This window comes from Mangrovibacter yixingensis (assembly GCF_020523985.1).
GTDB classification, from domain to species: Bacteria; Pseudomonadota; Gammaproteobacteria; order Enterobacterales; family Enterobacteriaceae; genus Mangrovibacter; species Mangrovibacter yixingensis.
This window is the reverse complement of the sequence record NZ_JAIVKM010000001.1, coordinates 797,426-820,199: the sequence shown is the minus strand read 5'-3', so window position 1 is coordinate 820,199 and position 22,774 is coordinate 797,426. Positions and strand designations below refer to the sequence as shown.

Below are 22,774 nucleotides of genomic sequence, written 5' to 3'. Positions count from 1 at the left end.
GGAGAAATTGGGCCAGATCAATCAGGGAGAAGGGAAAAGGCAGGTAGCAGGTAAACTGCCCCCCAGCCTGGCTGGGGGTTTTCTGTGCACAAGCAAACGGCACCTTGAGGTGCCGTTTGTGCAAACTAATTAAGCCAAAGAGGCAAATCAGCCATAAATATTGGCGCGGTCGCGTAGCTCTTTGCCTGGTTTGAAGTGGGGAACATATTTTCCTTCCAAATCCACTTTATCGCCAGTTTTAGGATTACGCCCGGTGCGTGGTGCGCGGTAATGCAATGAGAAGCTGCCAAACCCCCGGATTTCAATACGCTCCCCCTGCGCGAGGGTAGAAGCCATATGTTCCAGCATTTCTTTAACCGCATCTTCTACAGCCTTGGCTGGAATATGAGATTGCTGGCCGGCAAGTCTTTCTATCAATTCTGACTTGGTCATGTTTCCTCCGGTTTCCATCAGGAAAAATGTTTACAGCTACATTGAACAAGGGCGGCCGAAGCCGCCCTGATTAAGCAGAAAGGTCGATTACTCGCCTTTAGCTGCTTTGAACGCTTCAGCCATTGCGTTAGAGAAGTTGCCGTCTTCTTGTTTGTTAACAGAAGCAATTGCATCTTTCTCGTCAGCTTCGTCTTTCGCACGAACAGACAGGCTTACTACGCGGTTTTTGCGGTCAACACCAGTGAACTTCGCTTCAACGTCATCACCAACGTTCAGAACCAGAGTAGCATCTTCAACGCGGTCACGGGAAGCTTCAGAAGCACGCAGATAGCCTTCTACGCCATCAGCTAATTCAACTGTAGCACCTTTTGCGTCAACTGCAGTGACTTTACCAGTCACGATAGCGCCTTTCTTGTTCACAGCAACGTAGTTGTTGAACGGATCTTCAGCCAGTTGTTTCACACCCAGGGAGATACGTTCACGTTCTGCGTCAACCTGCAGAACAACAGCGGCGATTTCGTCACCTTTTTTGTACTCACGTACCGCTTCTTCGCCTGCAACGTTCCAGGAGATGTCAGACAGGTGAACCAGACCGTCGATGCCACCGTCCAGGCCGATGAAGATACCAAAGTCAGTGATAGACTTGATTTTACCTTCAACGCGATCGCCTTTGTTGTGGGTTTCTGCGAACTGCTGCCACGGGTTAGCTTTGCACTGTTTCAGGCCCAGGGAGATACGACGACGTTCTTCATCGATATCCAGAACCATAACTTCAACAACATCACCAACGTTAACAACTTTAGATGGATGGATGTTTTTGTTAGTCCAGTCCATTTCAGAAACGTGTACCAGGCCTTCAACGCCTTCTTCGATTTCTACGAAGCAGCCGTAATCAGTCAGGTTGGTTACACGACCGGTCAGTTTAGTACCTTCCGGATAACGTTTAGCGATAGCAACCCACGGGTCTTCGCCCAGTTGTTTCAGACCCAGAGATACACGGGTACGTTCACGGTCGAATTTCAGAACTTTAACAGTGATTTCATCGCCTACATTCACGATTTCGCTCGGATGCTTAACGCGTTTCCATGCCATATCAGTGATGTGCAGCAGACCATCTACACCGCCCAGATCAACGAATGCACCGTAGTCAGTGAGGTTCTTAACGATACCTTTAACTTCCATGCCTTCCTGCAGGTTTTCCAGCAGTTGATCACGTTCAGCGCTGTTTTCAGATTCGATAACGGCACGACGAGAAACAACAACGTTGTTGCGTTTCTGATCCAGCTTGATCACTTTGAATTCAAGCTCTTTGCCTTCGAGGTGCAGCGTGTCGCGAACTGGACGCACGTCAACCAGTGAACCTGGCAGGAACGCACGAATACCGTTCAGCTCAACAGTGAAGCCGCCCTTGACTTTGCCATTGATAACACCAGTAACAGTGGCAGCTTCTTCGTATGCTTTTTCCAGCATCAGCCATGCTTCGTGACGTTTTGCTTTTTCACGAGACAGTTGGGTTTCGCCGAAGCCGTCTTCTACTGCATCCAGAGCAACGTCGACTTCGTCACCAACCTGGATTTCAAGTTCGCCCTGGGCGTTTTTGAACTGCTCAGCCGGAATGGCAGACTCAGATTTCAGACCAGCGTCAACCAGTACTACGTCTTTGTCGATAGCAACAACAACGCCACGAACGATGGAACCCGGGCGGGTTTCGATTTCTTTCAGGGACTCTTCAAAGAGTTGAGCAAAAGATTCAGTCATGTTGATAATCTTCAGGATCTTCTATTTAACGTCCACCTGGCTCCGTGCCGGATGGGGTTGTTTAACATGCCCGCGAACATTCCATTGCCGCAGGTACTACAATTCTGATGCTTGCGCAAAAAAAGAATGTTTACACATCCCCTAGTTTTTCACGCGCATATTCTAGTGCCTTTTCAATTACTTGCTCGATGCTCATCTGGGTTGAATCCAGTAGCAATGCATCCTGAGCAGGCACCAAAGGTGCAACTGGCCGGTTGCGATCACGGTCATCGCGCTCTTTTATCTCGGCCAAAAGGCGTTCAAAGTTAACACTAAACCCTTTATCCTGCAACTGCCGCATACGGCGCAACGCTCGTTCTTCTGACGAAGCATCAAGGAAAATTTTAACAGGTGCGTCAGGAAATACCACTGTTCCCATATCCCTGCCATCGGCAATCAGGCCAGGTGCTTCGCGAAACGCACGCTGGCGGCGCAATAAAGCTTCACGTACACGAGGAAACGCAGCAACCTGAGAGGCTGCACTGGCCACCTCCTGAGTACGAATCTCACCGCTGACATCTTCGCCTTCCAACACCACTTCGAGGTTACCATTCACTGAGAGAAAGCGAACATCCAGGTGTGCAGCCAGAGGGACCAATGCTTCTTCACTGGAAGTATCAACGTGGTGATGTAATGCGGCCAATGCGAGGACACGGTAAATCGCGCCTGAATCCAGTAAATGCCATTGCAATGCTTCAGCCATCGCTTTACACAGAGTTCCTTTACCTGCGCCACTTGGGCCATCAATGGTAATTACGGGAACGTGTGGCGTCATAGTATTCTCCTTCGTAACGAGTGACAGGCCGTTAGCATAAACGCGGCGCATTATACGCCGCATCGCCGCAGACTGTTACCCTCAGAAGAAAATATCACGTTTTTGAGAATGAGCCAGACGCTGTGTAAGCACGTGCCGCCCAGAGCGGCACGCATTAATCAGGCTAATTCACTGATGCTTGCAAGGCGTTCGAAGTAATCAGGAAAGGTTTTTGCCGTACATTTGGGATCAAGGATCGTCACAGGCGTATCAGATAGTGCAACCAGTGAGAAACACATAGCCATACGATGATCATTATATGTCCCAATTTCCGCAAAGGTCAGTTGGGCTGGGGGAGTGATTGAAATAAAATCATGCCCTTCTTCCACTTCAGCGCCCACTTTGCGTAGTTCTGTCGCCATAGCGGTAAGGCGATCCGTTTCTTTCACACGCCAGTTGTAAATATTGCGCAGCGTAGTGGTGCCCTGTGCAAATAAAGCGGCGGTCGCAATAGTCATCGCGGCATCTGGAATATGGTTCATATCCATATCAATGGCATGCAACTCACGACGTGTACAGGCAATAAAATCATCACCCCAGGTTATTTCAGCACCCATTTTTTCCAGCACATCGGCAAACCGGATATCCCCCTGAACACTGTTGCGGCCAATCCCGGTAACTTTGACGGTTCCACCTTTAATGGCAGCAGCAGCAAGGAAATAAGATGCCGAAGAGGCATCCCCTTCGACCAGATATTTACCCGGAGACTGGTAAGTTTGCCCACCGCGGATGATAAACTTTTGATATTGCTGATTTTCGACCGTCACGCCAAAGGTATGCATCAGATTCAGTGTAATATCAATATAGGGCTTAGAAACCAGGTCACCTTTGATTGTGATGACAGTGTCCTGAGCGGCCAGCGGGGCAGTCATCAACAAAGCGGTAAGAAACTGGCTGGAAACGCTACCGTCTACTTCCACCTGGCCACCAGAAAAACCACCCTGAATGTGCAATGGCGGGTAATTTTCCTGCTCAAGGTACGAAATTCTGGCTCCCCCCTGACGCAGGGCATCCACCAGGTGCCCAATCGGGCGCTCTTTCATGCGGGGTTCGCCTGTCAGCACAATATCATTGCTGCCAAGACATAAGGCTGCAGCTAATGGGCGCATTGCCGTACCGGCATTTCCGAGAAATAGCTCAAGGGCATTGGTCGATTTCAGCGGGCCGCCTAGTCCAGTCACTTCACAATGGGTACGGTCAGCAGATAACGTATATTTCACACCCAGCGCACTGAGCGCATTAAGCATATGGCGTACATCATCGCTGTCCAGTAGATTTGCCAGCGCCGTGGTGCCTTGAGCCAACGCAGCCAGTAGCAGTGCGCGGTTAGAAACACTTTTTGAACCTGGCAGGTTGATGGTTCCATCTACCCGGGCGATGGGTTGTAACGTCAGGGATTCCAGCATGGAGGTAAAGCTCTCAACAAAAAAACATAATAAGCAGAAACCCCGCACCAGGCGGTACGGGGCAAGGAATTAAACACGACGATTAACCGTGGCGACGTTCAAAATCCGCCATAAAATCTGTCAGTGCCTGTACACCAGCCAGCGGCATTGCATTGTAAATAGAGGCACGCATCCCGCCAACTACACGGTGGCCTTTCAGGGCATGCAAACCTGCAGCAAAGGATTCTTCAAGAAACAACGCATCCAGTTTGCTATCCGCTAATTGGAACGGAATATTCATACGAGAGCGGTTTGAAGAAGCGACATCGTTGCGGTAGAAATCGCTGTTATCAATCACACTATAAAGTAAGTCAGCTTTTTGCTGGTTCACTTTATCCATTGCAGCAACGCCACCCTGCTCCTTCAACCATTTAAACACCAGGCCAGCAAGGTACCATGCGAAAGTTGGCGGAGTGTTAAACATTGAACCATTATCGTTCAACACTGAATAGTCCAGGATTGACGGACAAGCCTTGCTGGCTTTACCCAACAGGTCTTCACGCACCACCACCAGAGTCAGGCCAGCAGGACCGATATTTTTCTGTGCACCAGCATAGATAACACCATAACGGCTGACATCAATAGGGCGAGACAAAATGGTTGAGGAGAAATCAGCAGCAACAACAACATCAGAACCAAAATCCGGCGTTTCATCAATGGCAATACCATCGATAGTTTCATTCGGACAATAGTGCAGATAAGCTGCATTGTCAGACAGTTGCCAGTCACGCATTGGAGTAATCGCACGTTTACCGTCAACAGTCACTTTCGCATCAATTACGTTGGGTGTGAGGTATTTTTTGGCTTCTTTTACTGCGCTGCTTGCCCAGTAACCACCATCGACATAATCCGCAGTGGATTTATCACCCAGAATGTTCAGTGGCACACCGGCAAACTGACCGCGCCCACCGCCATGACAGAAGAGAATCTTATAGTTGGAGGGAATTTGCAACAAGTCGCGAAAATCCTTCTCTGCTTCTTCAGCCACCTGAATAAATGGTTTACCACGATGGCTGACTTCCATTACTGACGTGCCGAGCCCTTGCCAGTCGCACAATTCTTGTTGTGCATGACGAAGTACATCTACCGGCAACATTGCCGGGCCAGAACTAAAGTTATAGACCTGAGTCATTTCCCCTCACCACATAAAAGCAATCGTTTTTTCCTGTGACTCCGGTTTTATCACTCACGTGGCAATGCTGCAATGGTTATTCCTGCAGGCCAGATAACATCAGACCAGCAACGGTTGGCAGATTACTCGGGGAAATACCGTCTGACTGATAATTTTATCTTTTTATTTGTCACACCCGTGACGCAATCAGCATGTTATAGATGAGTAAACTTTTTGTGTTCATACTCAAGATGATTTCCTTGCTCAGTGGCATAGCCATAGCACAGGAAAGGGAAAAAACGTATCATTGCGCCCTTTTCGTACGAACAAAGTGGACACCATGACTCAAACTTATATTCCCGGCAAAGATGCCGCCCTGGAAGATTCTATCTCCCGCTTCCAGCAAAAACTGGCCGATCTGGGGTTCAATATTGAAGAAGCCTCATGGCTTAATCCTGTTCCTCATGTCTGGTCTGTGCATATTCGCGACAAAGACTGTGCACTGTGTTTTACCAACGGGAAAGGTGCAACCCGCAAGGCGGCTCTCGCTTCTGCGCTGGGGGAATATTTTGAACGCCTTTCCACTAACTACTTTTTCGCTGACTTTTGGTTAGGCGACACCATCGCTAATGGGCCTTTCGTTCATTACCCCAACGAGAAGTGGTTTTCTCTGCCGGACGATGATGAATTACCTGAAGGGATCCTTGATGCACACCTGCGAGCCTTCTACGATCCGGATCAGGCGCTGACTGCCAGCCAGTTGGTTGACCTGCAATCAGGTAATACAGAACGCGGTATTTGTGCACTGCCTTTTACTCGCCAGTCCGACGACCAGACGATTTATATCCCAATGAACATTGTTGGCAACCTGTATGTTTCTAACGGGATGTCTGCGGGAAACACCCGCTATGAAGCGCGCGTTCAGGGGTTATCCGAAGTATTTGAGCGGCATATTAAAAACCGTATCATTGCCGAATCCATTAGCTTGCCTGCTATCCCTGATGAGGTAATGGATCGTTACCCAGGCGTAGTGGAAGCCATTGCCAAACTGGAAGCGGAAGGTTTCCCTATCTTTGCTTATGATGGCTCTCTGGGTGGAAAATACCCGGTCATCTGTGTGGTGCTGTTTAACCCGGCCAATGGCACCTGTTTTGCCTCATTCGGTGCGCACCCTGACTTTGGTGTTGCGCTGGAACGTACTGTCACTGAATTACTCCAGGGCCGCAGCCTGAAAGATCTCGATGTCTTCACCCCACCAACATTTGATGATGAAGAAGTGGGTGAGCACGCTAATCTCGAAACCCACTTCATCGATTCCAGCGGCTTAATTTCCTGGGATCTGTTTAAAGACGATGCTGATTATCCTTTCGTCGACTGGTCATTTAAAGGTACCACCGACGAAGAATTCGCCACGCTGATGGCTATCTTCCAGACTGAGGGCAAGGAAGTCTACATCGCCGATTATGAACACCTTGGTGTTTATGGATGCCGTATTTTGGTTCCGGGAATGTCTGATATCTACCCGGCTGAAGATTTGTGGCTGGCGAACAACAATATGGGCAGCCATCTACGTGAAACCATCATGGCGTTGCCAGGCAGTAAACTGCAACCCGAAGAATATCTGACACTGATTGAGCAACTCGACGATGAAGGCCTGGATGATTTCACCCGTGTGCGTGAGTTGTTAGGCCTGGCAACCGGCAATAAAAATGGCTGGTATACCCTGCGTATTGGTGAGTTAAAAGCGATGCTGGCACTGGCTGGTGGGTCCCTGGAGCAGGCGTTAATCTGGACTGAATGGACTATGGAGTTCAACGCTTCCATATTCAGCGATGAACGCGCCAACTACTATCGTTGCCTGCAAACCTTATTATTGCTTGCACATGAAGAAGAGCGTGACCCGGCACAATATCAGTCGGCCTTTACTCGTATGTACGGAGCAGAGACGCTGGCACACGCACAGGCCGCATTAACTGGTAAGTCAGCCTTTTATGGCCTGCCAGTAATAGATAAGGACTTGAAAGCCTTGCCTGCACACCAGTCACTACTGGCAGCTTACCAGAAGCTACAAAACGCCAAACAGCGTTGGTGGAGTGAGCAGGATAAATAATGCTTTTGCCTGTAGGCGCAGCGATAACGAAAGGCTATATTACGGGGCAACTTTTTTGCCCCGCTTTTTTATTGTGCTAATTACTATTAATATGTAACTCATTGGTTAACATTGAGTAACTGAAATATATTCTCACAGAATAATATGTAACTAATCTGGCTTATTTATGGCAGATTTTTTAACGCTGACCAGGGGGTTTAAAAGAAAATTCAAAACTATTTGTAAAATTTAAAATAAATTTTTATCATTAGATTCATAACGTTATGCCGTTTTCCGCAAGAATCCATGTGGTTTTCGGGTCTATTACACTGGCGGGTTATGATCCATATCAAATTCTACTCTATAATGCTTTGTTAGTATCATCTCGCCGAATTAATTAAGAGAGAGTTAGTGTGAAAGCTGACAACCCTTTTGATCTTTTACTTCCACCTGCCATGGCAAAAGTTGCCGAAGATGCAGGTGTTTATAAAGCAACTAAACATCCGCTGACGACTTTCTATTTAGCAATTACTGCGGGTGTCTTTATCTCAATTGCGTTTGTCTTTTATATAACCGCAACCACCGGCACTGCAGGTATGCCGCTCGGTGTTGCAAAATTGATAGGCGGGGTGTGCTTCTCACTGGGGCTTATTCTGTGTGTCATTTGCGGCGCAGATCTGTTTACTTCAACTGTGTTGATTGTTGTTGCTAAGGCAAGCGGGCGCATCACCTGGGGTCAACTGGCCCGTAACTGGTTAAATGTTTATGTCGGTAACCTCGTTGGTGCACTACTCTTTGTATTGCTGATGTGGCTGTCCGGTGAATACATGACAGCTCATGGCGCCTGGGGGTTGAATGTACTCCAGACAGCGGACCATAAATTACATCACACTTTTGTTGAGGCTGTTTGCCTTGGCATCCTGGCAAACCTGATGGTCTGTCTGGCTGTCTGGATGAGCTACTCTGGCCGTAGCCTGATGGATAAAGCATTCATTATGGTATTACCGGTCGCGATGTTCGTCGCAAGCGGCTTTGAGCACAGTATTGCAAATATGTTCATGATTCCTATGGGAATCGTGGTTCGTAACTTTGCCAGCCCGGAATTCTGGTCTGCAGTTGGCCTGACTCCGGAACAATTTCCTCATCTGACTGTGATGCATTTCATCACTGATAATCTTATCCCAGTAACAATAGGTAACATTATTGGCGGTGGCTTGTTAGTTGGATTGACGTACTGGGTAATTTACCTGCGTGGCGGCGACAAGCATTAATGTCAATGCTAAGCAGTAAATAAGAAATCCACATTAGAAGGTAGGTGTTACATGTCCGAGCTTAATGAAAAATTAGCCACAGCCTGGGAAGGTTTTGCAAAAGGTGACTGGCAGAATGGGGTTAACTTACGTGACTTCATCCAGAAGAACTACACCCCGTATGAAGGCGACGAAGCTTTCCTGGCCGGTGCGACTGACGCGACTACCGCGCTGTGGGACAAAGTCATGGAAGGCATCAAAATCGAAAACAGCACTCACGCGCCTGTTGATTTTGATACCAATGTAGCTTCCACCATCATTTCTCACGATGCTGGTTACATCAACAAAAGCCTGGAAAAAGTTGTTGGCCTGCAAACTGATGCACCTCTGAAACGTGGTCTGATTCCGTTCGGCGGCATCAAAATGATCGAGAACTCCTGCAAAGCGTATGACCGCCAACTGGATCCTCGCCTGAAACAAATCTTCACTGAATACCGTAAAACTCACAACCAGGGCGTGTTCGATGTTTACACTCCGGACATCCTGCGTTGCCGTAAAGCAGGTATCCTGACTGGTCTGCCTGATGCTTATGGTCGTGGTCGTATCATTGGTGACTACCGTCGTATTGCCGTTTACGGTATCGACTACCTGATGAAAGACAAATTTGCTCAGTTCACTTCTCTGCAATCCAAACTGGAAAACGGTGAAGACCTGGAAGCAACCATTCGTCTGCGTGAAGAAATTGCTGAACAGCATCGTGCCCTGGGCCAAATCAAAGAAATGGCAGCTAAATATGGTTGCGATATCTCTGTTCCGGCTGCGAACGCTCGTGAAGCTGCACAGTGGACCTACTTCGGTTACCTGGCCGCTGTTAAATCACAGAACGGTGCTGCCATGTCCTTCGGTCGTGTATCCTCTTTCCTGGATATCTACATCGAACGTGATATCAAAGCTGGCCGCCTGAATGAACAAGAAGCACAGGAAATCATCGACCACCTGGTGATGAAACTGCGTATGGTTCGTTTCCTGCGTACTCCTGAATATGATGAACTGTTCTCTGGTGACCCGATTTGGGCAACTGAATCTCTGGGCGGTATGGGTCTTGATGGCCGTACTCTGGTTACCAAAACCAGCTTCCGTTTCCTGAACACCCTGTACACCATGGGGCCGTCTCCGGAACCGAACATGACCATCCTGTGGTCTGAAAAACTGCCGCTGAACTTCAAAAAATTCGCTGCAAAAGTTTCCATCGACACGTCTTCTGTTCAGTATGAAAACGATGACCTGATGCGTCCTGACTTTGACAACGATGATTACGCTATCGCTTGCTGCGTAAGCCCGATGATTGTTGGTAAACAAATGCAGTTCTTCGGTGCTCGTGCTAACCTGGCTAAAACTCTGCTGTATACCATCAACGGCGGTGTTGATGAAAAACTGAAAATGCAGGTTGGTCCGAAAACTGAACCGCTGAAAGGCGACATTCTGAACTTCGACGAAGTTATGGACCGTATGGATCACTTCATGGATTGGCTGGCAAAACAGTATGTCACCGCTCTGAACGTTATCCATTACATGCATGACAAATACAGCTATGAAGCCTCTCTGATGGCTCTGCATGACCGTGACGTTATCCGCACCATGGCTTGTGGTATCGCTGGTCTGTCTGTTGCAGCTGACTCCCTGTCTGCAATCAAATACGCAAAAGTTAAACCTATCCGTGACGAAGACGGTCTGGCTATCGACTTCGAAATCGAAGGTGAATACCCGCAGTTCGGTAACAACGACCCGCGTGTTGATGACATGGCTGTTGACCTGGTTGAACGTTTCATGAAGAAAATTCAGAAACTGAACACCTACCGCAACGCTACACCGACTCAGTCTATCCTTACCATCACTTCTAACGTTGTTTATGGTAAGAAAACGGGTAACACTCCGGATGGCCGTCGTGCTGGCGCTCCGTTCGGTCCTGGTGCTAACCCAATGCACGGCCGTGACCAGAAAGGTGCTGTTGCCTCTCTGACCTCCGTTGCTAAACTGCCGTTCGCTTACGCGAAAGATGGTATCTCTTATACCTTCTCTATCGTTCCGAATGCTCTGGGTAAAGATGATGAAGTGCGTAAAACTAACCTGGCAGGCCTGATGGATGGTTACTTCCACCATGAAGCGTCTGTTGAAGGTGGTCAGCACCTCAACGTTAACGTTATGAACCGTGAAATGCTGCTTGATGCGATGGAAAATCCGGAAAAATATCCGCAACTGACCATCCGTGTTTCTGGTTACGCTGTACGCTTTAACTCTCTGACTAAAGAACAGCAGCAGGACGTTATCACCCGTACCTTCACCCAGTCCATGTAATGACTGAGGCTTCGCCTTCCAGACTAGTCGCTCCCCTTCCCGGTCATGCCGGGAAGGATAAAGTAACGGCGGTACTACAACCTGGAAGATGAAGGGTATAAAATAAAGGCTCCACTCTGGTGGGGCCTTTCTTGTAAACCGCACCTCCTCTGTGAGCCCGTTTTGCAAGCTGACTCGACTGCCAGGCCAGCTCGCAAAACAGACTCGACGTGGCGTTCTACGGATTGACCACGCTAAACGCGCCTGAACATTTCAGGCCCGAACGGGAGAATACATCGCAATGTCAGTAACTGGTCGCATTCACTCCTTTGAATCCTGTGGTACGGTCGACGGCCCAGGCATTCGCTTTATTACCTTTTTCCAGGGCTGCCTGATGCGCTGCCTTTACTGCCATAACCGTGATACATGGGATACCCACGGCGGTAAAGAAGTCACCGTTGAAGAGTTAATGAAAGAAGCCGTCACTTATCGCCATTTTATGAATGCATCAGGAGGCGGTGTCACAGCATCCGGCGGTGAAGCTATCCTTCAGGCCGAGTTTGTGCGCGACTGGTTTCGGGCTTGCCGAAAAGAGGGTATTCACACCTGCCTGGATACCAATGGTTTTGTAAGGCGTTACGATCCAGTGATTGACGAACTGTTAGACGTAACCGACCTGGTGATGCTCGATCTGAAACAGATCAATGACGAGATTCACCAAAACCTGGTTGGTGTTTCTAACCACCGGACAATGGAATTCGCCCGCTACCTTGCGAAACGCAAGATTAACACCTGGATTCGTTATGTAGTGGTTCCGGGCTGGTCAGACGATGATGACTCGGCTCACCGCTTAGGGGAATTCACCCGCGATATGGGCAATGTAGAGAAAATTGAACTACTGCCCTACCATGAGTTAGGCAAACACAAATGGGTGGCGATGGGTGAAGAATATAAACTTGATGGCATCAAACCACCGAAGAAAGAGACGATGGAGCGTGTTAAAGGGATTCTGGAGCAATATGGGCATAAAGTGATGTACTAAGCCCGAGCCAGCCTGTACACATTCACAGATTTGGAAAGCCTCAACTATGCAGAGGCATTCAGATTGATGAAAAAGAAGGGAAATGCGTAGTTTTTCCCTTCTTTTTAGTTAGCAGCCGAAAATAAATGAATTGATTTTCCTGGTTTTTTATTGGGTGACATCCTCTCGTCTGTGCGTACATGAGGTTTGTCATCAGGCTCAAGCCTCTGCTATGCAGAGGCTTTTTTATCAGGCATGAGCAACAGGCGTAGGGTGTTTTCCAGCCTTGCGCAGCAACATCAGCAGGTAAATAAACGCCACAGCACCAATAGTAATAAACAACAGGCTGTCAGAGTAACGCTGCATCAGCATCGCAGTTAACATTGGCCCCAGGAGACTACCAACCGTATAACTAAGCAGTAGCGACTGGTTCATGGAAACTAACTGATGCGGGGCAACCCTTTCACATGCCCAAGCCATAGCAACCGGGTAAAGCGTGAACCCGGCAGCCCCAAGAATAAACAAAGCAGGAGCGAGCGCTGCCTGAGATAACATGGCAACACAGGCCATAATGACAATAAAAACCTGCACGCGCAGTACCAGTAAACGACCATAACGCTCTGCCAGGCGTCCAACGGGCCACTGCCCGACAATGCCAGCACTCACCATTAGCGCCATCCAAAAACCGGTTTGTGAATCAGTATAATTCTGGTGATTTAGCCACAATGGCATTAAACCGTACAGAGAGCCCAGTACAACGCCTGAAATTACACAACCATTAACCCCCAGTCTCGCCTGACGCAACCGCAACATGCTAAATACGGGTGTACTCTGGTGATTAATATTTTCCATCGCAGTAATCCGGGTAAAGAGCAGTGGAAGCATTCCAGATAAAACAAGCGCCACAGCCCATGGCAGCACGCTGAGCAGTGCGGTGTTCACTTTACTGACCAGCAATTGCCCGATAACTGTCCCAACGTAATACACCATCATATAGGCCGCCAGAAGACGCCCACGGTTAGCAGAAGTACCACCACACATAAGCGCGCTTTCAACTACGACCCACAGTAATGCACAGCCAATCCCTGCGATAAAACGCCAAACAGACCATGACCAAAATCCGACTGTGAGCCCTAACCCTGCACTACCAACGGCAAAAATAATTGCGGCAAGATAGTAGCTGCGGTTAAAGCCCAGGCGTTTAATCAACCATCCTGCCAGTACCGTACCCAATAAATTTCCTGAAAAATATGATGAGCTGACAATCCCCACTTGCCAGACAGGCAATTGCTCATGAGCAAGCCAGAGCGGCACAAGCGTGTTCAAAACAGCAATCGCCAGAGTCAACAAAAGTAGCCCACAGAGCAGTAATTGCACTGGGCGAGAGTAGGTACGCATTAAAGTAAAACCGTGAGGGAGGCCACAAAGTGAGCGCATCATGCCACTGAAAAAAACAAAGTCAATATCGCTATAAACCCTGTATGCGCAAGAATAATCCATTAATTCAAATTACTTATGATAGATGCGTAAAAATCTGCACTTTATTTTTTTATCCAATTGTTTTATTTATAAAAAATATGAAAACCGAAAAACAATAATATCAAAAATTTCATGGAATAATTTCCCTTGCGTATTCCCTTATTTTACCCATTCACATTTATTCTCTGCCAGCTCTCTTTCCCTTATCCTGCCCATGAGAGATGAGGGATATATACCTGTTGCTGTCTCTCTGTTGCAATAATCTCAATTAAGGGATATTTTCCCTTAAACGAGAAAATAAAGGTGAGTTATGAATAACCTCCCCATGCAGGCGCTGGCCATATCATTACGAAACTTACGAGTCGCACGTGGTTTGACACTACAACAACTGTCTGAACACTGTGGCGTTAGCCGCGCAAGTTTGTCACGTATTGAAAATGGTGAAGTCAGCCCTACGGCAGATACGCTCGGACGGCTCGCCAGTACCTACTCCCTGACCATATCGCAGCTACTTGCCCCCCTTGAGCAAAACTTTACACCACTGATTCGCCGTAAAGACCAGGAGACCTGGCAAGATGATAACAACGGTTTTCTGCGCCGTATTGTTTCACCACCTGGCGCTGAACTGTGTCTGGAAGTTATCGAAGGGAATTTGCTCGCAAACCAATGCATTCAGTATGCACAACCAGCATTTGCGGGCCATGAGCACCATCTGGTGGTGTTAGCAGGTGCACTTGAACTGACTATTGAAAATACCACTCACCAATTGGATGAAGGTGACTGCCTGCGTTATCGGCTATATGGCAGCTCGCAATTTAAAACTCACAACCAGCCAGCACGTTACATAATTGCTATGACAAAGAGGAGCATGTAGTGACTATCACCCTGTTACAACTTGATTGTTCCGGTCTGGAACTACACCTTGAACCACTGACCTCCCTTCTGGTTGAGAGCGTAGCACAAGGTGCATCAATCAGCTTTATCCAGCCGTTCAACCAAATAGATGCTCAACAGTTCTGGCTTGAGAGTGTGAAACCTGCCGTTGGCTGCGGTGAACGGGCACTTTTTGCTGCATGCCTTGGTAACAAACTACTGGGAACGGTTCAATTGATTACCAACATGCCCCCTAACCAACCACACCGTTGCGAGGTAGCAAAAATGATTGTGCACCCTGAAGCGCGGCGATGTGGTTTGGGACACGCGATGATGCGCCACATAATGCAGTATGCCCGTGAACAGGGGAAAACGTTGATGACTCTTGATACCCGCACTGGTGATGCCGGTGAAAAACTCTACCGGTCCGTCGGATTTGAGGTTGCAGGAATGACACCTGGTTTTGCTCTGGATACTGATGGCAAACACACTCATTCAACAACCTGGATGTACTGTGTGCTGTGAAGCTGGTTTATATTTTCAATCCATAAAAAAAGCGCCCACAGGCGCTTTTTACACTGAGTTTTACATCGGTACAGGATGAAAACCAGATTAACCAATATATTCCAGACCACGCATATAAGGACGCAGCACTTCCGGTACCTGAATGCGTCCATCGGCCTGTTGATAGTTTTCCAACACAGCCACCAGCGCACGACCGACAGCCAGGCCAGAGCCATTCAGAGTATGGACAAGGCGTGGTTTTTTCTCAGTTTTGCTACGGCAACGAGCCTGCATACGGCGAGCCTGGAAATCCCACACGTTAGAGCATGAAGAGATTTCACGGTAAGTATTCTGTGCCGGGATCCAGACCTCGAGATCATAAGTCTTGCAGGCACTAAAGCCCATATCACCTGAACATAGCAACACTTTACGGTAAGGCAGGCCAAGCAACTGCAAAACTTTTTCCGCGTGGCCTGTCATCTCTTCCAACGCATCCATGGAATCTTCCGGGCGAACGATTTGTACCATTTCGACTTTATCAAACTGGTGCATGCGGATAAGACCGCGAGTGTCACGCCCATAAGAACCCGCCTCAGAACGGAAACACGGTGTGTGTGCCGTCATTTTTAAAGGCAAGGATTCTTCATCGAGAATTTCATCCCGAGCTAAATTAGTCAGAGGAACTTCTGCAGTTGGTATAAGTGCGTAATTACTGCTGTCAGCTTCTTCTTCCAGTGGACGCGTATGGAACAAGTCACCAGCAAATTTTGGCAACTGCCCGGTACCATAAAGCGTATCGTGGTTAACCAGATAAGGGACGTAATTTTCGCTATAACCGTGTTGCTCAGTATGCAGGTCGAGCATGAACTGGCTTAGAGCACGGTGCATGCGGGCAATTTGCCCTTTCATAACCACAAAACGCGACCCGGTCAATTTTACTGCAGCAGCGAAATCCAGACCGCCCAGCGCTTCGCCCAGAGTAACGTGGTCACGTACTTCAAAATCAAACTGACGCGGTTCACCCCAGCGGAATACTTCGACATTATCGTTCTCATCCTTACCCTGAGGAACACAATCATCAGGTAAGTTTGGAATGGTCAGAGCATATTCACGGATATCAGCCAGGAGGATTTCCAGCTCAGCCTTGGCTTTATCCAGCGCCTCTCCAAGCTTATTCACTTCCTGGCGTAATGGCTCAATATCTTCCCCACGCGCTTTCGCCTGGCCGATGGATTTCGATCGTGCGTTACGTTCAGCCTGCAGATTTTCAGTTTCTACCTGCAAGACTTTACGGCGCTCTTCAAGCGCACGCAGCTTATCAACATCCAGCTTAAAGCCCCGGCGTGCCAGTTTTTCAGCGACTGCGTCTGGCTCATTACGCAGCAGATTGGGATCGAGCATGCTTATCCTGTGCTTGTTATCGAATTGAATTGGAGAAAAAAACCCGTGAAACGCATCACGGGCAGTGTTGATAACCTTACCGCAACGCCCGCATTAGCGGTAGCGTTTTATAGGGCTATTTTTATCCTGTTCAGCAAGCCAGGCGAGCTTTTCGCCAATTTTGCCTTCAAGACCACGGTTAGTAGGGTGATAATAGCGCGTTTGTGCCATTTCAGGTGGGAAATAGTTTTCGCCTGCCGCATAAGCGTTTGTTTCATCGTGTGCGTACCGATAGTCTTCACCATAACCCATTTCTTTCATCAACCGGGTTGGTGCATTACGTAAATGTACCGGAACGTCATAATCAGGTTGTTCCCTGGCATCCTGCATTGCCGCCTTAAACGCCGTATAAACAGCATTACTTTTCGGTGCACACGCAAGGTAAACAATCGCCTGTGCAATTGCCCGTTCACCTTCAGCCGGGCCGACTCGGGTAAAGCAATCCCATGCAGAAATCGCTACTTGCATGGCTCTTGGGTCAGCATTGCCAACATCTTCAGAGGCAATAGCCAGGCAACGACGAGCAACATACAAAGGATCCCCACCTGCTGAGATAATCCGCGCATACCAGTACAATGCCGCGTCTGGTGCTGAGCCCCTGACGGATTTATGCAATGCAGAAATTAAATCGTAAAAACGATCGCCTTTGTTATCAAAACGGGCACTGCGTTCACCAGCCACTTCCCGCAACAGTTCTTCAGTCAGAATACGTTTACCGCTGGCATCGGTTTCTGCCATGTCTGCCAACATTTCCAGCGTATTCAATGCGCGACGCGCATCACCATTCACAAGCTCAGCAATGGCCTGACGGGTCTCATCGGGTAATACTAAATCTTGCCCGCCATAGCCCCGCTCAGTGTCATTCATGGCCTGTAGTAACACTTGTTCAATATCGGCAGTAGTCAAAGATTTTAATAAATACACCCGAGCCCGGGAAAGCAGTGCAGAATTTAGCTCAAATGAGGGGTTTTCTGTTGTAGCGCCAATAAAGGTTACCGTGCCATCTTCTATATGTGGCAGAAACGCATCCTGCTGGCTTTTATTAAAGCGATGAACTTCATCAACAAACAGAATGGTACGGTGACCTGCATGGCGGTTTTGCCGCGCACGCTCAATAGCTTCACGAATTTCTTTTACACCAGAAGTAACTGCAGAAATACGCTCGACATCCGCGTTGGCATAGCGGCCAATTACTTCTGCCAGTGTCGTTTTTCCTGTTCCTGGAGGTCCCCAAAGAATCATTGAATGCAGTTGGCCTGCCTCAATGGCTTTAGGTAATGGCTTACCTGGCCCTAACAGATGCTGCTGGCCAATATACTGAGCAAGATTTTCTGGCCGCATACGCGCGGCCAGAGGCTGGAAAACATTATCGGAAAAATCGAGTGGCAAATTACTCACAACCGCCTCACTGACGTTGATCGTCTACCGTTACTCCTTTTGGCGGCGTAAAGGTAAACTTGCTCATGTCTATCGCGCCATCTTGCTGACCAGTAAGCTGGTAAACACTGCGCTGATCATCCTGCTCAACTGCACTGAACCGGTGGATGGCCCCGCTTTGGCTGACATTTATCGTAAATTGTTTAAGGTTACCGCTGCTGGCTTTCGGGGTCAGAACGAAGTCGTCCCCTTGCTGTTTGATATTATATTTCTGCCAGTCAGAAGACTGGTTACGGGCAATCAGCATGAATGGGGTATTGCTGGTTGCATCTTTAAGCCACGTGGCACTAGCCTGCTCGACGAACGGGTTATAGAACCAAAGCGTTTTACCATCGGAGATAAGTTCGCTTTCATCAGGCTGAATCATATGCCAGTTGAATAAATTCGGGCGCTTTACCCACAGTTCTCCCTGGCCATCCTGTATTTCATTGCCGCTGCCATCTGTCACTTTTTGCGTGAAGCTGGCATGGAAACTGTTCACTTTATCCAGACGGCTTTTCAGAGCGCCAGCGGCATCCGCCCACACCTGAGTGACAGTAAATACTGACAATAACGCACAGGCAATAGCGATTTTTTTCATTACATATCCTCGAATAACACAATTCCAGGTGAAGTCTTTCAACTGGCTAGTCTGGCCTCAAAGCTATCGCAATAACAGAAGAAAAAGCTGATAGTTGAATTGTTTACGCTTCTTTGCAAAAGAGCCGCAAAAGCGGCTCCCGGTTTATCTTAACTGATCTAGCTTATTCAAATGGCGGAGGTGCAAGCACCTCGCGGTTACCATTGTGGCCTTGTTCACTCACAATGCCCTGGTTTTCCATTTGTTCAATGATGCGAGCTGCACGGTTATAACCAATACGGAACTGCCGTTGCACACCAGAGATGGAGGCTTTACGTTTTTCAACAACGAAAGCAACAGCCTGGTCAAACAACGCATCCAGCTCTTCACCACCATCAAAGCCTCCCGCACCGCCTTCAGACTGGCTGTCAGCTGTAATGCCATCCACATATTGTGGCCGGCCACGCGCTTTCCAGTCTTGTACTACAGCGTGCACTTCCTGATCGCGAACAAACGCACCATGTACACGCACAGGCAGGGTTGAGTTTGGCCCTGAATAAAGCATATCGCCCATGCCCAGCAAGGATTCAGCGCCACCCTGGTCAAGAATGGTACGGGAATCAATCTTACTTGATACCGTAAACGCAATACGTGTTGGGATGTTTGCTTTAATCAGCCCAGTGATGACATCAACTGATGGGCGTTGGGTCGCCAGAACAAGATGAATACCTGCAGCACGCGCTTTTTGCGCCAGGCGAGCAATAAGCTCTTCCACTTTTTTGCCAACAGACATCATCAAATCAGCAAACTCATCCACCAGAACAACGATGTTCGGCAATTTTTCCAGTACCGGATGGGTAACATCCATGCTATCGCCAGGTTTCCAGAATGGGTCAGGAATTGGCCGCCCCATTTGTGCTGCTTCCAGAATACGTTCGTTATAGCCGGCAAGGTTACGCACGCCCAGTGCAGACATCAACTTGTAACGGCGTTCCATCTCGTTAACACTCCAGCGCAGTGCATTCGCAGCATCCTTCATATCGGTGACCACTTCGGTCAGCAAATGCGGGATCCCTTCATACACCGACAGCTCAAGCATTTTCGGGTCAATCATAATAAAGCGAACATCTTCTGGTGTCGCTTTATATAACATGCTGAGGATCATGGCGTTCACGCCCACTGATTTACCCGACCCCGTAGTACCGGCAACCAATAAGTGAGGCATTTTAGCAAGGTCAGCCACTACGGGTTCACCGCCAATGTCTTTACCCAGAACAACAGTCAGTGGCGATGGGTTTTCACGGAATTTTTGGCAATCCAGCACTTCACGCAGGTAAACAGTCTGCCGTTTCTTATTGGGTAACTCCAGGCCAACATAAGGTTTCCCGGGGATAACCTCCACCACACGTACGGCAACGGTTGACAATGAACGCGCCAGGTCCCGTGACAAGTTAGAGATACGAGCCGCTTTCACGCCCGGAGCAAGGTTCAATTCAAACCTTGTAATCACAGGGCCTGGTGAGTAATGAACCACTTCCGCTTTAATACGGAAGTCTGCCAGGCGAGCTTCAACAAGGCGTGCCATCTGTTCCAACGCAAAGGTGTCCACTGGTTCAACTTCAGAAGGTGGTGGCGTTAGCAGATCCAGCGAAGGAAGCGGCGTGGTCGGACGTTGCAATGGACGGCTGTCACCATTTCTCATCAAGAATGGATGAATCAGGCTATCCTGGCCCGGTTGTGATGATTGAGCAGCTGAATGCCCATGCTGGTGTGCAGCCTGGGCATGTTGCTCGGCTTGCAGCGTAGAATGACCAGGTTGACTTGGTTGCACAGCAGGTTGGTACCCTTGCGGAGCAACAGGCTGCGAAGGTACTGCAGGCTGAACAGATTCAGGTGTGAAAACTGGTTCAAATGGACCGTCAGCTACCGGGTGCGTAACGGGTGCCAGAAAATCACCTACAGATGCGGAGTTATTGGCGGAAGATGCATGGAAATCATGCTGATATTCTTCTCCATAACGCGCTTGCTGTGTGGCAGCAAACTGAGCAGCCAATGCCTGTTCTTCTGCATCCTCGTCTTGCCCGGCATGAGTAGAGGCCGGAGCTGAAGATGCATAGTCATGCTCATATTGCTGGCCAAACCGCGCTTGCTGAGAAGCGGCAAATTGTGCGGCCAGTTCAGACTGGTATTGGGAATCGTCGTCTTCCTGCCCAGGTGAAGATTCAGAATGGTTTTGATGTGCTTCACGGCGAGCGGCTTCCGCCTTCATACGTGCCTCAGCTTCACGCTGTGAAGGTAACTTAATACCATAAGAGGCGAGTTCACGACGCGTAGGAACACGGACACGATTTGGCCGTGGTAATTGTGGGCCGATACCTTCTTTCACCTGTGGACGTGGTGTATCGGACGATACGCCAAATACGGGCGGGGTAATATGTGTGCCAGAAGCAGACTGATGAGAATTTTGCATTGCCCCGACAGCACCTGCTACAACCGCCGCAGCGGCAGAAACCGAAGGGCCATTATCTGTATGTGATGAACCCGTTGATGATGGGGCAGCCTGACGTGCTCGCGCTTCTGCTGCCAATTGTTCTGGATCCGGCACAGGTTCATACCACGCAGCTAGCTGCTCACGCTCTTTTGCACGCTTAGCCTCAACCTCCTCGAAGTAATACAGAGGAGGCCGTGCTGCTTTATGTTCTACCTGGTCAACAGTACTGTTTTGCTCTGTTGGTGCCATTTCACCATATTCACTGCCAATCTCGTTTTTTTGATACGGCGCTTGCACCTGTTCGGTATTTACCGTATTCACGCCCTGTTCAGGGGCGAGATAAGCATCTTGCAGATTAGCAGTTTGTTCTGCGTCATCGTAATGCTCTGCAGAATAAGAGTACGGTTCTTCTACCGGTGAATAAGCCACGTCCGTGTTCTGAACTGGCTCCGAGTACCCGCCAGCAGAAGGATAGTGCTGCGCAGCGGGAGCGGTGGGTTCAGCATAAGGTGTGTTGCCTTGCTGTGCATATACAGGCGGCACACCATGCTGCGGGTGCACGTTTTCTGTTGGCGCAATACCGGAGTAGTAATCCTGCAACAGAACATCCGCTTGCCCGGCATCAGGTGGTAATATACTTGCCACTTCAGGCTCCACACCTTGTGTATGCTGAGCATGGTGGGGATGTTCATTTTCCTGAGTAATACGGTAACTGCTCAACAGCGGGTCATGATCCGCAGGCTCACTTGAAGAATCAGTTACGCGATTTCCAGAAAACAGCACATCGTCAGCAGAGGCTGAAGGTGACGCGGTTGGCTCAAAATCAGAATCGTCCATCCTCTTGCCAGAAAACAGCGCTTCGTCTGTTTTACGACCAAGTGGATTAGCAAACTTCTCGCTCAACCGGTGTTTGCGTGCTAAAGCACCACGAAGAATACGCGCCCGGCGGGATTCCCGTTGTTGTGCCTTAACTGGCTCGCGTGGTTCCTCTTCATATTCGTCGTGCTCTTCATAATCGTCGTATTCTTCGTCATCATCCTGCCAGGTATCATCCCGGCGCGTGCGGTTACTGGCGAAGGTTAAAATACCCAGTACAATCGCACCGAGTTTTTCAGCAATAGTGACCCATGACCAGCCGGTAAACAGTGTTAGCCCAGCCGCCCAGACACAAAGCAGTGCCAGCGTTCCACCGCTGCTATTGAGCAAAGGCATCATCGCCGTACTCAGCAAGCTCCCTATCACACCGCCTGAGGCAAAATACCAGATATCATCTGCATTTATAGCCGCCAGCCCGCATGACGTTAGGACCAGCGCCAGTACGCCAATCAACCGTAGCGAAACAGCAAAGTAGTCAACTAACTCTTCCTGCACACGATGCCGCCACGCAAACCAGCATGCGCCAACGATGATGACAGGAATGATATACGCCATGATGCCAAAGATGAAAAACAGCGTGTCCGCAAGCCATGCACCGGGTTTACCACATAAATTGTGAATAGGCTCATGCCATGCGGTCTGTGACCAGCTTGGATCTGAGGGGTTAAAACTCAACAACGCCACCATCAGCCAGACAGCGAACAGGGCCACCACAATCAGAATGGCTTCCAGTGCACGCCTTCCGCTACTGAGGGAAGTGAGTACAACATCTTTTTCTTCAGTGTATTCCTGGCTCAAGAAAAACTCTCCAGGGGGGTTATG

General features: G+C 48.9%; 16 protein-coding genes. 6 read left to right on the top strand and 10 right to left on the bottom strand.

The window, feature by feature from the left end; genetic code table 11:
* Window positions 1-147: 147 nt before the first annotated feature.
* The 5 genes from ihfB to serC form a co-directional block, all read right to left on the bottom strand.
* On the bottom strand, window positions 148-432 hold the full coding sequence (gene ihfB, locus LC084_RS03870) for an integration host factor subunit beta (RefSeq protein ID WP_036107772.1): 285 nt from the start codon (window positions 430-432) through the stop codon (window positions 148-150).
* An 87-nt stretch (window positions 433-519) separates the two neighbouring features.
* Window positions 520-2,190, bottom strand: coding sequence for a 30S ribosomal protein S1 (rpsA, locus tag LC084_RS03865; RefSeq protein ID WP_036107757.1), 1,671 nt, complete (start codon window positions 2,188-2,190; stop codon window positions 520-522).
* A gap of 130 nt (window positions 2,191-2,320) precedes the next feature.
* On the bottom strand, window positions 2,321-3,004 hold the full coding sequence (gene cmk, locus LC084_RS03860; RefSeq protein WP_226569512.1) for a (d)CMP kinase: 684 nt from the start codon (window positions 3,002-3,004) through the stop codon (window positions 2,321-2,323).
* Between the two features lie 158 nt (window positions 3,005-3,162).
* Entirely contained in the window at window positions 3,163-4,446 is a 1,284-nt protein-coding gene (aroA, locus tag LC084_RS03855; protein ID WP_226571125.1) for a 3-phosphoshikimate 1-carboxyvinyltransferase, read from the bottom strand.
* An 85-nt stretch (window positions 4,447-4,531) separates the two neighbouring features.
* Window positions 4,532-5,620 carry a 3-phosphoserine/phosphohydroxythreonine transaminase gene (gene serC / locus LC084_RS03850; RefSeq protein ID WP_226569510.1) on the bottom strand — a complete coding sequence of 363 codons (1,089 nt, stop codon included), beginning with the start codon at window positions 5,618-5,620 and terminating at the stop codon, window positions 4,532-4,534.
* 319 nt (window positions 5,621-5,939) lie between these two features.
* Here serC and ycaO point away from each other — a divergent pair, with 319 nt between their 5' ends.
* From ycaO to pflA, 4 genes are all read left to right on the top strand, one after another.
* On the top strand, window positions 5,940-7,709 hold the full coding sequence (ycaO, locus tag LC084_RS03845) for a 30S ribosomal protein S12 methylthiotransferase accessory factor YcaO (protein ID WP_226569508.1): 1,770 nt from the start codon (window positions 5,940-5,942) through the stop codon (window positions 7,707-7,709).
* A gap of 392 nt (window positions 7,710-8,101) precedes the next feature.
* The gene (gene focA, locus LC084_RS03840) at window positions 8,102-8,959 is read left to right on the top strand and encodes a formate transporter FocA (RefSeq protein WP_226569506.1); all 858 of its coding nucleotides are present in this window, start codon (window positions 8,102-8,104) and stop codon (window positions 8,957-8,959) included.
* A 51-nt stretch (window positions 8,960-9,010) separates the two neighbouring features.
* Window positions 9,011-11,293, top strand: coding sequence for a formate C-acetyltransferase (gene pflB / locus LC084_RS03835; protein WP_226569504.1), 2,283 nt, complete (start codon window positions 9,011-9,013; stop codon window positions 11,291-11,293).
* A gap of 280 nt (window positions 11,294-11,573) precedes the next feature.
* Window positions 11,574-12,314 (top strand): pyruvate formate lyase 1-activating protein, encoded by a 741-nt coding sequence (gene pflA, locus LC084_RS03830; protein WP_226569502.1) that lies wholly within the window; start codon window positions 11,574-11,576, stop codon window positions 12,312-12,314.
* Window positions 12,315-12,542: 228 nt separating this feature from the next.
* Here the strand turns inward: pflA and LC084_RS03825 are convergent, their stop codons facing one another.
* Complete coding sequence (locus LC084_RS03825) at window positions 12,543-13,691, bottom strand: MFS transporter (RefSeq protein ID WP_226569500.1); 1,149 nt, start codon at window positions 13,689-13,691, stop codon at window positions 12,543-12,545.
* Between the two features lie 391 nt (window positions 13,692-14,082).
* Between LC084_RS03825 and LC084_RS03820 the strand changes: the two genes are divergently transcribed.
* Both LC084_RS03820 and LC084_RS03815 read left to right on the top strand, forming a co-directional pair.
* Window positions 14,083-14,646, top strand: coding sequence for a helix-turn-helix domain-containing protein (locus tag LC084_RS03820; RefSeq protein ID WP_226569498.1), 564 nt, complete (start codon window positions 14,083-14,085; stop codon window positions 14,644-14,646).
* Window positions 14,646-15,170, top strand: a complete 525-nt coding sequence (locus tag LC084_RS03815; RefSeq protein ID WP_226569496.1) for a GNAT family N-acetyltransferase — start codon at window positions 14,646-14,648, stop codon at window positions 15,168-15,170. The genes LC084_RS03820 and LC084_RS03815 overlap by 1 nt, the downstream gene beginning before the upstream one ends.
* Before the next feature lie 87 nt (window positions 15,171-15,257).
* On the opposite strand, the gene serS is transcribed toward LC084_RS03815, so the two are convergent.
* From serS to LC084_RS03795, 4 genes are all read right to left on the bottom strand, one after another.
* Entirely contained in the window at window positions 15,258-16,550 is a 1,293-nt protein-coding gene (serS, locus tag LC084_RS03810) for a serine--tRNA ligase (protein ID WP_226569494.1), read from the bottom strand.
* Between the two features lie 93 nt (window positions 16,551-16,643).
* Complete coding sequence (locus LC084_RS03805) at window positions 16,644-17,987, bottom strand: replication-associated recombination protein A (RefSeq protein ID WP_226569492.1); 1,344 nt, start codon at window positions 17,985-17,987, stop codon at window positions 16,644-16,646.
* A 7-nt stretch (window positions 17,988-17,994) separates the two neighbouring features.
* Complete coding sequence (lolA, locus tag LC084_RS03800; protein WP_226569490.1) at window positions 17,995-18,606, bottom strand: outer membrane lipoprotein chaperone LolA; 612 nt, start codon at window positions 18,604-18,606, stop codon at window positions 17,995-17,997.
* 163 nt (window positions 18,607-18,769) lie between these two features.
* On the bottom strand, window positions 18,770-22,750 hold the full coding sequence (locus LC084_RS03795) for a DNA translocase FtsK 4TM domain-containing protein (RefSeq protein WP_226569488.1): 3,981 nt from the start codon (window positions 22,748-22,750) through the stop codon (window positions 18,770-18,772).
* Between the last annotated feature and the right edge of the window lie 24 nt (window positions 22,751-22,774).